Source organism: Testudinibacter crocodili (assembly GCF_006228025.1).
Lineage (GTDB): Bacteria > Pseudomonadota > Gammaproteobacteria > Enterobacterales > Pasteurellaceae > Chelonobacter.
This window is the reverse complement of the sequence record NZ_VDHF01000032.1, coordinates 16398-30450: the sequence shown is the minus strand read 5'-3', so window position 1 is coordinate 30450 and position 14053 is coordinate 16398. Positions and strand designations below refer to the sequence as shown.

Below are 14053 nucleotides of genomic sequence, written 5' to 3'. Positions count from 1 at the left end.
ATCTTTGTCAATAATCTGACAATATAGTTTGTATGCTGTAGTGATTTGCTTGTTCGCCATGTCTTTTAAAATGGCTTGTTAAATCGCTTTCAGCACGATTTACACTGTATGACAATTTGCCGTGAAATAATCATTTACCTCGTTGGCTGATGGCTCTATTATGGACGTCTTATAAAAAAAGGCAACCCAAAAAATAACGCTCAACATCCGTCACTACTCAAACTATGAAACGATTCCAACTTCAATCGACTATATTCAAAAATATCGTATTTTCACTACTTGGGCTGACTTGGTTAAATGCCACACCTGTCCAAGCCAATGTCAATCTTAATGACTATATTTCCTACTTGCCCAACGGTGCCAGCGTCGGTTTTGCGGCGGAAAATTTGAACCGACAGCAAACCATTGCTGACTATAATCAGCAGATCTTGATGTTGCCCGCCAGTACGCAAAAAGTGTTTACCGCACTTGCCGCTAAGTTAAGTTTAGGCGATCAATTTCAATTCGCAACCGATTTGGTCAGCAGCGCCAACATTAGCAACAAAACCCTGCAAGGCGATCTGAGTATTCGCTTTAGCGGCGATCCAACCTTGCGCAGTGGTCAGCTTTATCAACTTCTGGCACAACTGAAACGGCAGGGAATTGATACGATCAACGGCAATATTGTGTTGGATACCAGCATCTTTAACAGTCACGATCGCGGTTTGGGCTGGATCTGGAACGATTTGACGATGTGTTTTAATGCACCTCCTTCCGCTGCCAGCATTGACGGCAACTGTTTTTCAGTGGAGCTAAATGCTAACGGTGCGATCGGCGAACTGGTGCAAGCCCGCGTGCCGTCGCATTTTCCAGTACAGGTTTTCAGTCAAGTACGGATCGTATCAGCACAAGAAGCGGCAAATTGTGCTTTTGATGTGGTGGTCAATGATAATAATCGCTACACCTTAAAAGGCTGTATTGCACGGCAAAGCAACCCTTTTGGCCTCAGTTTTGCAGTGCAGGATACCGACGCCTATGCGATCGCTATTGTGATGAATCAACTACAAAAATTAAAAATTAATGTCAATGGTCAAATCCGCTTGGCGCTGCAACCAACTAACGGCACAATTCTTGCCAGCCACTATTCCAAACCATTACCAGATTTATTGAAGCAGATGATGAAAAAATCCGATAATCAAATTGCGGATAGCCTCTTTCGTCGGATCGGGTATCAATATTATCAAAAACCGGTTTCCTTCCAGCAAAGTGCGCTGGCAATGCGGCAAATTCTCAGCAAAAAAGCCGAGATCGATTTCGGCAACAGTCAAATCGCTGACGGTTCCGGCTTATCGCGCCAAAATCTGATTAGCCCAGCAGCGCTGTTGCAAGCGCTGGATTATATTAGCCGCCATGAAGATACACTCGGCTTGTTGGATACCTTTCCGATCGCCGGTCAAGACGGTACCCTGAGCGGACGCGGCTCAATGGGTGAAGCCCCGTTGGCAAAAAACCTGATTGCCAAAACCGGTGCATTAAAAGGGGTTTATAATCTTGCCGGATTCATGCAAAATGCCAAAGGCGAACGTATCGCTTTTGTTCAATTTATCAACGGCTATTCAACCGGTGACTTAGAAAGCAAAACCAAGCGCAGTCCGTTGGTGAACTTTGAAAAAGGCGTATTCAACGCACTTTATCAAACCCCGTGAGTTAACCCTTAAATACCCAAAGGAGAACAGCATGACAACAGTCAATTTAGGTGGCAATCCAATCGAAGTGAACGGTCAATTTCCATCCGTCACAACACAGGTTGCCGATTTCAGCTTAACGGCCACCGATTTAAGCGAAGTGGCGCTGAGCCATTACAACGGCAAACGTAAAATTTTGAATATTTTTCCAAGCATCGACACCGGCATTTGTGCCACTTCAGTCAGAAAGTTTAACCAGCAGGCTTCCGGTTTAGACAACACTGTGGTGCTGTGCATTTCTGCCGATTTGCCTTTCGCCCAAGCCCGCTTCTGTGGTGCAGAAGGGTTGGAAAATGTGGTGACCCTATCTAGTTTCAGAAACCGCACTTTTGCCGAATCCGTTGGTGTAGCCATTGCCAGCGGCCCGTTGAGTGGTTTAACCGCCAGAGCGGTGATTGTGTTGGATGAAGCGAATAAGGTTCTGCACAGTGAACTGGTAGCGGAAATCAAACAAGAACCCAATTATGAAGCCGCATTAGCTGTGCTTTAAAAGTATCGGTCGGACAGGATTGCCGTCCGACCTTTTTCTAGCGGGTGGTTTCGGTTTGCAACAATGATAGCAACTGCTGCCCATAAGGTTGGCGCCAACCTTGTAATAAACGGGGTAATCTCTCCGGATTAGATTGCTCAGTCCAAACCCATTTAATCAATTGGTGTAACAACTTTCGACTTGCGAGCTGCTCTTTGTTCAGTGCAGGTGGACAGATCTCGCCCGCTTTATGTTGCAATGCTCGCAACGTGCTTTTATAACGTGGTAAGGTTGCAATTTGTTGGATCGCCGGCGGATATTGATCAGCTTCAACTTTTTGTGCCAAGGTAATAATTTGTAGAATTTTTTTACCGTGCCGACGAATCTCATTCGGGTGAAATCCCAGATCAAGAAATTCTGAAGTATGCTTGACCTGCGATTCAGCCGCTTGATATAGCGCCTGCTCTTTCACCACAAAATTCAGTGCCAGATCCCGCTCTATCGCCATTCTCATGCGCCATTTTGCCAGCCATTTCAGGCTCAATAAACGTTCGCCGTGCAAACGCCACGCGTTGCCGATTTTTAGATAGGCATTTTCCGGATCATTCGGTTGCTGCGCCCGCTTGAGCAAAAATTCACACTCTTCCACAACCGCACTTTGCCACTCGGTTTGCGCCAACAATGGTTGCAGCTTTTCAAACAGCGGCAACAGATACCAGACATCGGCTGCGGCATATTGCAATTGCTGTTCTGATAACGGGCGAGCAAGCCAGTCCGTACGCGAAGCGCCTTTATCCAACGCCAGATCAAAAAAGTGCTGCACCAATTTGGCAAAGCCGCTGGAAGCTGAAAAACCAAGAAAATCGGCAATGATCTGAGTATCCAGCATCGGCTGTGGTAACTGTTTGAAATAATGTTGAAAAACTTCCAAATCTTCACTGCACGAGTGTAGCACTTTTGTCACCGAATCATCCGCCAACAATTGACTGAACGGTGTAAGATCCAGCAGTGACAGTGGATCAATCAAACTCAATCGTTCGCCGTCATAAAGTTGTATCAAGCCTAATTTCGGATAAAAAGTGCGGGTACGGATAAACTCGGTGTCCAGCGCTACCACTGTTTTTTTTCTTGCGTTGTCACACACAGTTTGCAATAACTCGGCACTGTCTATCCATTGATAATTAAGTACTGACCGCACTTGCCCATTTTGTTGCTGCATATTATTCATTCTCTACTGCTTTGTATTATTGGTACTGCTTTTATGATTTTTTACTGCTTTGCAGTGCGTTTCACCAGCTCTTCATCTCGAACAACACGGCGTAAAATTTTACCGATATTACTTTTCGGCAATTCGTCTCTGAATTCAATTTCGCGTGGCAATTTGTAACCGGTTAAATACGCACGGCAATGCTTGCGAATCTCATCGGCAGTCAAGGTTTCATCACGTTTGACCACAAACACTTTCACTGCTTCGCCGGTGTTGGCGTCTGGCACGCCGATTACCACCACTTCTAACACTTTGTAATTCAACATTACTACATCTTCAATTTCATTTGGATAAACATTGAAGCCGGAGACAATAATCATATCTTTTTTGCGATCAACAATCTTCAAGTTTTTGTCTTCACCCATCACCACAATATCGCCGGTCGCCAACCAACCGTCTTGCAACACTTCAGCAGTCGCTTCCGGACGTTGCCAGTAGCCTTGCATCACCTGGTCACCCTTCACCCACAGCTCACCTCGTTCACCCAGTTGTGCTTCTGTGCCGTCCTCTTTGATAATTTTGATGTCGGTATTCGGAATCGGTACCCCGATATTGCCATTGTGTTCGGTCGATTGTGGCGGGCAAGCCGCAACCAGCGGTGAACACTCGGTCATGCCGTAGCCTTCAATAATATTGCTGCCGGTCAGCGCATGCCAACGTTCTGCCACCGACTGATTAACCGACATTCCACCGGCGACTGACAGTTTCAACGCAGAGAAATCCAACTCTCTAAAGTTTTCATTATTCAACAATGCGTTAAACAGCGTATTCACCCCGGTCAGCGCCACATACGGATGGCGTTTCAGTTCTTTGACAAAACCATTGATGTCGCGCGGATTGGTGATTAAAACACCGGTCAGTCCCAATTCGATAAACAGTAGCCCATTCATAATCAAAGCAAATGCGTGATAAAGCGGCAACGCAATAATCGCTTCACGCACCAGAGAATCTTTAACAAAATCATTGGCAATCCATTTCGCTTGGAAAATATTAGTCAAAATATTTTTATGACTCAGCATCGCCCCTTTTGCCACACCGGTGGTGCCTCCGGTGTACTGTAAAAAGGCAAGATCGTCCGGAGCCACTTGCGGCTTCACATATTGACGCATTTTGCCGATGCTCAGCACTTCACGAAATGTCACCGCCCCTGGCAGTTTATATTTCGGCACCAGCTTTTTAACGTATTTCACGATAAAATTGACTAAATTGCGTTTGCCAAACGAGAGCTGATCGCCCATACGGGTCAAGATCACGTGTTTGACATCGGTTTCATTAACAATACCTTCAAGCGTTGCTGCAAAATTAGACACTACCACAATCGCCACGGCACCACTGTCTTGCAGTTGGTGTTCCAATTCACGCGGGGTATAGAGCGGGTTGACATTGACCACAATCATCCCGGCACGCAGCACACCAAACAGCGCAATCGGGTATTGCAACAGGTTCGGCATCATCAACGCTACTCGGTCGCCTTTTTTCAGTTTTAACACATTTTGCAGATAGGCAGCAAACGCTCGACTGCGCTCTTCCAGTTTACGCATTGTCAGCGTCTTGCCCATATTAATGTAAGCTGCTTGATCCGGGCGTTCTCGCACTGCATTTTCAAACATTTCCAGCAACGAGCGGTATTTATCGGTTTTAATCACACGCTCAGCCCCTTTCGGGTAATTGTCGAACCAAATTTTTTCCATGGGATTCCTTTATTATTTTGTCTATTGTTATTTTGTTAATTTATCTTAATGCTGGGCGCGGATAGCGGGTCGGTATCGGTCCGAAAAATCGCCCGTAGCGCCGCCCTTCCCAATAATCTGCCCACTCATCTTCGTCATAATAATATTCAATCACTTGCTGCCAAATGTGGTAGTCCTCTACTTTGATTTTTGGATAAACATACTGCGCCTGATCAATTTTGCCCTCCTGTCTACCGCTCAAAACTCCTCTCACGGTAATATACTGATCTTGCAGGCTGAGCGGATCGACAAAGCCGTTAAGTACGGCGATAAAACGTCCATCGCTTTGCGAAGCTAGGATCGGCTTTGCCGTAAAACGGTCAACAGCCATACTCAGCACTTCAATTTCAGTTTGTTGCGCCAGTGCAGTCGCCCGAATCACTTTGCCACCCAACCGCACTTGCTCACAATTGCAGGCAAAATCTGCAGTTTGCAGCGCCTTATAACTGATTATCGCGTTGTCTCGCCCCAATCCCTCTGGTGCCAACTGACAAGCCACCAATACCGCACTGGCTAATAGTGGCACAATCCATTTCAATATTTTCATCATTTGCCTCCTAAGCTAGGCTAGGGTCTGTTGATCTTTTAAGTATATTATTTGAGCTAAAACTAATCCTTTTAGCCTAGCACGGCAAAGCCGTACTAGGTTACGCATAGATCAGCCGCTTTGCGGCTGCTTCAGAGAGGCAAAGCCTCTCATCAATGCTTAACCGATTGCGACCGTAGGTCGCTGTCGGATAAAATCACACTCTTTTTGCTTGATTTATAAACACAAAAGATCAATAGCCCCTAGCTAAATTAAATAGCAGACTATTCTCGACCCGGCAACTTTTTCCATGTGACTTGGTTGCGTAGATAGACCGGTTCAATCTCCAGTGCATTACTATAACGTTGCTGCTGCCAATTTAATTGTGCCAACGGTAGCATATAGCGGGCTGATGGCAATAAAATCTCACATTTTTTTAACAAAATGTGAGATTGCTCAAATTGTGGATACGCCGCCCAACCGCTGCCAACACAGACCGCACTTTGCTGCGCTTGGAATATTTCAATTTGTTGCCGTTGCTGTAACTGCTGCAACACCGCTTGTGGTGGCAATACCTGTTCTGCAATGATGTACTGCCAATTGGCATACTCGTTGCCATCAATTAACTGCGGTTGATAACGCAAGGCGGAAAAATAGACTTCGTTCATACGGGCATCAATCGCCGCCAATACCGTTGTTGCGCCTAATGTTTGATAAGCCTGCTGTGCCATTGCGCTCAAATTTGACACGGCAATCACTGGCAAATCTGCCCCCAGCGCCAAGCCCTGCACAATCCCACAGCCGATCCGCACCCCGGTAAAACTGCCCGGCCCACGCCCGAACACCAGCGCATCAACCTGTTTCAGGCTGATCCCCGCCTGCGTCAGCACTTCGTCAATCATTGGTAAAACCCGTCGAGTGTGCGCTTTCGGGCTCAGCTCATCTTTCGCCAATATTTCTCCATTATGCAATAACGCCACCGAACAGGCTTCGGTCGCGGTGTCTAATGCCAATAACGTTGTTTTTATCATTTTTGCTACTCTATTTATAAATTATGCTTGCTGTAAAAATTTAATCACTCGATTCAGATCTCGAGTGCGTGCGGCATTCGGCAAACTCTTTAAAAACGTCGCGCCATACGGACGCATCACTAAACGTGAATCACAAATAATCACCGCACCTCGGTCGGTAACATCACGGATCAAGCGCCCAACACCTTGTTTCAAACTGATCACCGCGGTCGGCAACTGTACCTGATTGAATGGATCGCCGCCTTTCAAACGGCAATCTTCAATCCGAGCTTTCAACAACGGTTCGTCCGGCGAGACAAACGGCAGTTTGTCGATGATCACCAGCGACAACGCATCACCACGCACGTCCACCCCCTCCCAAAAACTGGAGGTTGCCACCAATACCGAGTGGCTCTCTTCGGTAAATTTCTGCAACAGTTTGCCTTTCCCCATTTCCCCTTGCAACAACACCGATAAGCTGCTGTGTTCGCGCAGGTATTCTGCCAGACCACGCATCATCACATACGAAGTACACAACAAGAAACAGCGTCCTTGATTGGCTTCAATCACCGGCAGCAACATCTCGCCCAACCTGCCCAAGGTCTGCTTGTGATTACTGCCCGGCAGAAAACGCGGCACACAAAACAGTGATTGTTTCGGATAATCAAACGGTGAAGCCAGTACTTTTTGCTGGCTGTTTTTAATCCCCATTCGCTCGCAGAAAAAATCGAAATTGCCACCGACTTCCAGTGTTGCTGAGGTGAAAATCCAACCGGCTTGCTGGTTTTGCAACTGCTGTCCAAATTTATCTGCCACCGTCAACGGCGTTAAATGCAGCGCAAACTGGCGGTTAAAGGTTTCGAACCAATAACAATAGCCGGTGATGCTGGTATCTAAAATCCGCTTAAACTGCGCCTGTATGGTTTGAATGCGTTCAAAGATACTGTCCAGTGTTTGCGATCGCCCCAATGCCAATTTGACCACATCATGCACAAATTCCAGATTTTCCTGTAAGCTTTGTACCGATCTTTGCACGTTTGGATCAGCAAAGAAGGTTCGCAAGTTTCCACGTTGGTTGCCCTCGCCCATCATCAGGCGAAAATCCTGCACAATTTTTTGCAGGTGATCGGCCGCTGTGCCCAATTGCTTCAAATCTTTCACTTCGGTGCGATAACATAATGTTATATCACGACATAAATCATACAACTGGCGTGAACTGATCGCTTGCCCGAAATATTGGCTGGCAATATCCGGCAATTGGTGCGCTTCATCAAAAATAATCACTTTGGCTTCGGGAATCAGCTCGCCAAAACCGTTTTCTTTCACCGCCATATCGGCACAAAACAGGTGATGATTCACCACCACCAAATCCGCTTCCAGTGCTTTTTTGCGTGCTTTGGAAACATAACAATCGGTATAATTCGGGCAATCACTGCCTAAACAACTCTCGCTGGTGCTGGTTAATTGCGGTAAAATCGGGCTGTCTTCCGGCAATGCGGCACACTCGCTTAAATCACCGTTTGCGGTCGAAGTCTGCCATTTTCGTACTACTGCTAACGATGCCAATACCGATTTATCACCCAACACGCCCTCAGCAATCAATTTATCCAAACGCTCCAGACAAAGATAGTTGGCACGCCCTTTAAGCAGTGCCAGTTTACCACTGTAACCCAAGGCTTTTTGAATGGTCGGCAAATCACGATTAAACAACTGATCTTGCAGATTTTTTGAGCCGGTCGAAATGATGGTTTTTTTGCCCGACAGCATTGCCGGCACCAGATAAGCAAAAGTTTTGCCGGTGCCGGTGCCCGCTTCTATCACCAACTGCCCTTGTTGCACAATCGCCTGTTCCACCGCTTGCGCCATCGCAAACTGCTCATCGCGCGGGCGAAATTGTTTGATATGGCGACTTAGTGTACCGTCCACCGCAAATGCCGATATTAGTTTTGTACTGGGTTTCATCTCTTATCCTTCACTCGGCTAAAAATCATCTAGCACAGCTAAAGCATCTGCTAATTTTTTTACGGTGAACACCTGCATTTGTTCGATATTGTGCTTTGGTTTATTGGCAAACGGAACAATCGCGCGACGAAAGCCGTGTTTTGCGGCTTCGCTGATCCGCTCTTGTCCGCTGGTAACCGGGCGAATTTCCCCAGCCAAACCGACTTCGCCGAACACGACCAGATCTTGTGGTAAAGGACGGTTACGAAAACTGGAAATCAACGCCAGCAACAGCGCCAAATCGGCGCCGGTTTCTGCGACTTTCACACCGCCGACCACATTGACAAACACATCTTGATCGGACATCTGCACATTGCCGTGCCGATGCAGCACTGCCAACAGCAATGCCAGACGGTTCTGTTCTAGCCCAACTGCAACCCGCCGCGGATTGGCAAGCATCGAGTGATCCACCAAGGCCTGAATTTCCACCAGCAAAGGACGTGTTCCTTCCCATAACACCATCACCGAGCTGCCGGAAGTCTGTTCTTCGCCACGGCTTAAAAAAATCGCTGACGGATTTTTGACTTCACGCAAGCCTTGTTCCGTCATCGCAAAAACACCCAGTTCATTGACCGCTCCGAAACGGTTTTTGTGGCTGCGTAAAGTGCGGTAGCGTGAATCGGCTTCGCCCTCAAGCAAAATTGAACAGTCGATGCAGTGTTCTAGCACTTTCGGGCCGGCAAGCGTGCCGTCTTTGGTGACATGACCGACCATAATAATCGCCACTTGTTTGGTTTTGGCATAACGCGTTAAAAACGAAGCACACTCACGCACCTGCGCTACACTGCCGGGCGAGGATTGAATATCCGCCAAGTGCATCACTTGAATCGAGTCAATCACAATCACCTTCGGCTTTTCCTGATCGGCAATATTGCAAATCTGCTCAACGGAAGTTTCTGACAGCATACGCAATTTATCGCTCGGCAGTCCCAACCGGTTGGCACGCATCGCCACCTGTTGCAACGACTCTTCTCCGGTAACATACAAAGTTGGCATCTGTTGCGCCAAACCACACATCACTTGCAGCAATAAAGTACTTTTACCGGCGCCGGGATGCCCGCCGATCAAAATTGCGCTGCCCGGCACAATGCCACCGCCCAGCACACGATCCAATTCGCTGAAACGGCTGCTAAAACGTGGTGTTTCCTGCAAGCTGATTTCGGACAAAGTCTGCACTTTCGCGTTGCTTTCCCCGGCATAACCGCTAAAACGGTCGCCTTTAGCGACGGTGCTGACCAACCGCACTTCGCTGATGGTATTCCAAGCTTTACAGGCACTGCACTGTCCCTGCCAGCGAGCATAATCTGCACCACAATCATTGCAAACATAGGCTTTTTTCGGAGTTTTCGCCATGTGATATTATCCGTTTAAGGTCAATTTAATCAGGTAAATCTGGCGTTTGACCCCATTACCTCGGTGTAACAACTCGTGCAAACGTAAAGTGCGGTTTTCATCGTCTGACGTCTTGTTCAATTCGATTAATTTCGCCAGAAAACGCTGATTCAATTCAATTAACTCTTCGATTGAATCTTGGTCCAACCGCACTTTTAAGCGCTGCCCAACTTGCTGCTGATAAGCCTGCCACAGGAGTGATTGATGTTGATCGTAATAGCGATATAACGTCATAAACGCTTGCAACGCACTATCAAGTTGCGTAGCCGACAAGGGGGTGCTCAACAACTCGGCGTAGTACTCCGTCAACTGCTGTTCATACGCAAATAGTCGGCTCAATACTGCCGTGGCTGATGTTGATATTGATGCCGACACGTCAAACAGCAATTGCTGCCACTCGCGCTGCCATTCAAAAGTTTGCAGCGGCACAATTCCTGCCAAGCGATAGCCACGCTTGGCTTTGCTGACCGAGCCTAAACGAATACCATCCGACAGGCTGAGGGATTCGACAAAGGTCAACAGGTCATCCAAGCTGCCGTGCTTCAGTTCAAACTCAGCTTCATAAATCGGCTCAAACCGCTCTTGCGCTTCGATTTCGCCTTGATCCAACGCCACTTCAATATTTGCGCCATTGCCCAGTTCAATTTCCCATGCTTGGCGTAAAAAATCCGTGCTGAAAATCGGTTTCAAGTCTTGTTCTAGTTGTTCCAGTGGTCGACTGAGCTGTAAATCGGCAAATTGGCTCAAACCGTTTAAACGTGGTGAGGCGTCATCTAACTCACAGTTGTATTCGGGGCGCATGTGCAAACCGCCAATCGTGGTGCCATCGGTTTTCAGGGTTAAAATAAACTGTTCATTCAGCGTCCTGACCCGCAATCCCATACGTTGTGATGAGAAAAAAGAGTCGGCGGTATCATAGTAACAATTACCCAATACTTGTTGGGTGTGGGATAACACCTTAAAACTCGCCATCTCTTTGCTTAAAAAAGCTGCAAATGCTGGATTAACCAGCAGCTTTAATTCAATTTCTGCGCTCATATTTCGTCCCGCTTGTTTTATAACTATCCGTTTAAGATGACAATTTGATTACAATTTAGCAAAAAAGGCTTATTTCTCAAATTAAAATCGTGAGTTATGCCGGAGTTTCGGTTATTATGCGGCAATAATCATCACCTGAGTTATATTATCTTATCGTATATTGGAGCTAATGCTATGCCACTCAACAATATCTTGGGCTTGTTTGCTCAATCCCCACTCAAACCCTTAGAAAAACACTCAAATAAAGTCAGCGAATGCTGTGATATTCTGGTACCTTTTTTTAAGGCAACATTCGAAAACGATTGGATATCGGCGGAAGAGCTACGTAAAAAAATCTCCGAAGCCGAACGTGAAGCCGACAGCTTAAAACGTGAAATCCGACTGAAATTGCCACGCGGGCTATTTATGCCACTTGATCGCACCGATCTATTAGAACTGGTCACTCAGCAAGATAAACTGGCAAACTACGCCAAAGACATCGCCGGTCGGGCAGTCGGGCGCCACCTTTGTATTCCGCAACCGATGCAACAGGCTTTTTTGGAATACTTAAACCGCAGTTTAGACGCAGCACATCAAGCCACACGGGTGATTCAAGAGATGGATGAGCTCTTGGAAACCGGATTTAAAGGGCGTGAATTAAATTTCGTCAATAAAATGATTAATGAGTTGGATGCAATCGAAGATGATACCGATCATCAACAAATTTTATTGCGCCGCCAATTATTGGAAATCGAAGACCAGTACAAGCCGGTCGATGTGATTTTTCTGTATAAAATCCTCGAATGGATCGGTGTGCTTGCCGATCAGGCGCAACGGGTCGGTTCACGTATCGAATTAATGTTGGCTCGCTCTTAAGCATATCCCAAACAATAATAACGAGGATATTATATGGAATTTATCGCACAATATGGTCACACTGTAGTGATTATCACGGCGATCGCCGGACTTTTAATGGCTTTCGGAATCGGCGCCAATGATGTTTCCAATGCGATGGGAACGTCCGTCGGCTCCGGTACTATCACTGTTAAACAAGCGATTTTGATCGCCATGGTCTTTGAATTTGCCGGTGCCTATCTGGCTGGTGGCGAAGTCACCGAAACCATCAAGAGCGGTATCATCGATCCCAGCTTATTTGCAGCAGTACCTGAAGTATTGATTCTGGGAATGATGTCGTCACTGTTTTCCGCCGGTGCCTGGCTTCTGATCGCGTCTTATATGGGCTGGCCGGTTTCAACTACCCATTCGATTATCGGGGCAATTATCGGCTTTGCCTGTGTGACGGTTGGTCCGCATACGGTAGATTGGGGCTCAGTTAAAGGCATTGTCGGTAGTTGGTTTATCACGCCGATCATCTCTGGTTTGGTCGCTTATACGATTTTTGTCAGCACTCAGCGCCTGATTTTTGATACTGAAACTCCGATGGAGAATGCGCAAAAATACGGTCCGTTCTATATGGGATTGACTAGCTTCATCATCTGCATTGTCACTATGACCAAAGGTCTGAAACACGTCGGACTACACCTCAGCACAATGCAAACCTTTTTCATCTCCTTAGCTATCAGTATTATCTCAATCATCTTCTGCCATTACTATTTCCGCAGTGAATCCTTTAAAAATCGAGTACAAGGCGGCGCCTTCGGTGGCGTTGAAAAAGTATTCAGTATTTTAATGTTACTCACCGCTTGTTCCATGGCCTTTGCTCACGGTTCAAACGATGTCGCCAATGCCATCGGTCCACTGTCTGCAGTCGTTTCTATCGTTGATAATGGCGGTGTAATCGCCAGCAAAACCGCACTGGCATGGTGGATTCTGCCACTCGGTGCAACCGGGATTGTTATCGGTTTGGCGGTGATGGGTTATAAAGTCATGGGCACCATCGGCGGTGGTATCACCGATTTGACCCCAAGCCGTGGCTTCTCTGCTGAATTTGCCACTGCAATCACCGTCGTTATCGCCTCCGGTACCGGTTTGCCGATTTCCACCACCCAAACCTTGGTCGGTGCGGTGCTCGGCGTTGGATTTGCACGCGGTATCGCAGCGCTTAACCTCAATGTTATCCGCAATATTTTTGCCTCATGGGTTGTGACTTTACCGGCCGGTGCCATTTTTGCTATTATCTTCTACTATATTTTACACGCCATTTTTCTTTAGTCTTTTGGGTTAATCTCTTTTATTTAACCATAAAGATAAAATCGTAGAAGCAGGGCGGATTTTATATCCGCCCATTGCATTGAATGCTTAAAAATTGAAAACAGCGCAATTAATTGGTAATCACATGAAAAAATTTCTTAAAACTGTCTTTGTTGCAAGCTTTGTCACCCTTGCGGCACCAAGTGTCGCCGCCGCAGAAGTTCGCTATGTCACCGAAGATCTCAGTACCTATTTACGCCGTGGCGCCGGCGATGATTATCGGATTGCCGGTTCGATTAAATCCGGTGAAAAAGTGACGGTACTCAGCCAAAAAGATAAATATAGCCAAATTCGTGACAGTCGTAACCGCGAAGCTTGGATTCTCACCAGCGAACTGAGCAGCGAAGCCAGCAGTAAAGAATTGATCCCGACGCTAAAAAACCAAATTCAAGAGCTGACGCTAAAATTGAACCGCATTGATGAAGAGTGGCAGCAGCGCGTTTCTGAAATGCAGCGCCGCAGCCGCCAAGCCGAAAGCCAAAGCAGTCAACTGTTGGAACAAAACAGCCAGCTAAAACGCCAGTTAGACATCAGCAGCAATAAAAATAGAGAATATGAAGCACTGCTCAGCGCCGAAAAACAAGAGATTATTATCCGTTGGTTTATCTATGGCGGCTCGGTGATGTTGGTCGGCTTGCTACTTGGCTTAATTCTGCCGAATATTATACCTCGTCGTCGTCGCCGTGACGGTTGGTCATAATTTATT

Annotated in this window: 12 protein-coding genes; 5 read left to right on the top strand and 7 right to left on the bottom strand. The window is 46.8% G+C overall.

What is annotated here, in order from left to right; translation table 11 throughout:
* Nucleotides 1-224: 224 nt before the first annotated feature.
* Both dacB and tpx read left to right on the top strand, forming a co-directional pair.
* Nucleotides 225-1685, top strand: a complete 1461-nt coding sequence (gene dacB, locus FHQ23_RS03550; protein WP_139613074.1) for a serine-type D-Ala-D-Ala carboxypeptidase — start codon at nucleotides 225-227, stop codon at nucleotides 1683-1685.
* Between the two features lie 31 nt (nucleotides 1686-1716).
* Complete coding sequence (gene tpx, locus FHQ23_RS03545) at nucleotides 1717-2214, top strand: thiol peroxidase (protein WP_139613073.1); 498 nt, start codon at nucleotides 1717-1719, stop codon at nucleotides 2212-2214.
* Between the two features lie 37 nt (nucleotides 2215-2251).
* Here the strand turns inward: tpx and rnd are convergent, their stop codons facing one another.
* The 7 genes from rnd to FHQ23_RS03510 all read right to left on the bottom strand — a co-directional run bounded on the left by rnd (nucleotide 2252) and on the right by FHQ23_RS03510 (nucleotide 11157).
* Nucleotides 2252-3412 (bottom strand): ribonuclease D, encoded by a 1161-nt coding sequence (gene rnd / locus FHQ23_RS03540; RefSeq protein WP_139613076.1) that lies wholly within the window; start codon nucleotides 3410-3412, stop codon nucleotides 2252-2254.
* A gap of 50 nt (nucleotides 3413-3462) precedes the next feature.
* Nucleotides 3463-5151: a long-chain-fatty-acid--CoA ligase FadD gene (gene fadD, locus FHQ23_RS03535; RefSeq protein ID WP_139613072.1), complete on the bottom strand. Its 1689-nt coding sequence runs from the start codon at nucleotides 5149-5151 to the stop codon at nucleotides 3463-3465.
* Between the two features lie 40 nt (nucleotides 5152-5191).
* Nucleotides 5192-5740, bottom strand: a complete 549-nt coding sequence (locus FHQ23_RS03530) for a Slp family lipoprotein (RefSeq protein ID WP_139613071.1) — start codon at nucleotides 5738-5740, stop codon at nucleotides 5192-5194.
* A gap of 260 nt (nucleotides 5741-6000) precedes the next feature.
* A complete protein-coding gene (gene tsaB / locus FHQ23_RS03525; protein ID WP_139613070.1) occupies nucleotides 6001-6747 on the bottom strand; it encodes a tRNA (adenosine(37)-N6)-threonylcarbamoyltransferase complex dimerization subunit type 1 TsaB in 747 nt (248 codons plus the stop codon).
* 21 nt (nucleotides 6748-6768) lie between these two features.
* Complete coding sequence (gene yoaA, locus FHQ23_RS03520; RefSeq protein WP_139613069.1) at nucleotides 6769-8688, bottom strand: DNA repair helicase YoaA; 1920 nt, start codon at nucleotides 8686-8688, stop codon at nucleotides 6769-6771.
* 18 nt (nucleotides 8689-8706) lie between these two features.
* Nucleotides 8707-10080 (bottom strand): DNA repair protein RadA, encoded by a 1374-nt coding sequence (radA, locus tag FHQ23_RS03515; protein ID WP_139608415.1) that lies wholly within the window; start codon nucleotides 10078-10080, stop codon nucleotides 8707-8709.
* A 6-nt stretch (nucleotides 10081-10086) separates the two neighbouring features.
* A complete protein-coding gene (locus FHQ23_RS03510; RefSeq protein WP_139613068.1) occupies nucleotides 10087-11157 on the bottom strand; it encodes a CYTH domain-containing protein in 1071 nt (356 codons plus the stop codon).
* A 174-nt stretch (nucleotides 11158-11331) separates the two neighbouring features.
* Here FHQ23_RS03510 and FHQ23_RS03505 point away from each other — a divergent pair, with 174 nt between their 5' ends.
* The 3 genes from FHQ23_RS03505 (at nucleotide 11332) to FHQ23_RS03495 (ending at nucleotide 14047) form a co-directional block, all read left to right on the top strand.
* Nucleotides 11332-12012, top strand: a complete 681-nt coding sequence (locus tag FHQ23_RS03505; RefSeq protein WP_139613067.1) for a TIGR00153 family protein — start codon at nucleotides 11332-11334, stop codon at nucleotides 12010-12012.
* A 33-nt stretch (nucleotides 12013-12045) separates the two neighbouring features.
* Complete coding sequence (locus tag FHQ23_RS03500; RefSeq protein ID WP_139611297.1) at nucleotides 12046-13308, top strand: inorganic phosphate transporter; 1263 nt, start codon at nucleotides 12046-12048, stop codon at nucleotides 13306-13308.
* A gap of 124 nt (nucleotides 13309-13432) precedes the next feature.
* Nucleotides 13433-14047, top strand: coding sequence for a TIGR04211 family SH3 domain-containing protein (locus FHQ23_RS03495; protein WP_139613066.1), 615 nt, complete (start codon nucleotides 13433-13435; stop codon nucleotides 14045-14047).
* The last annotated feature ends 6 nt before the right edge of the window (nucleotides 14048-14053 follow it).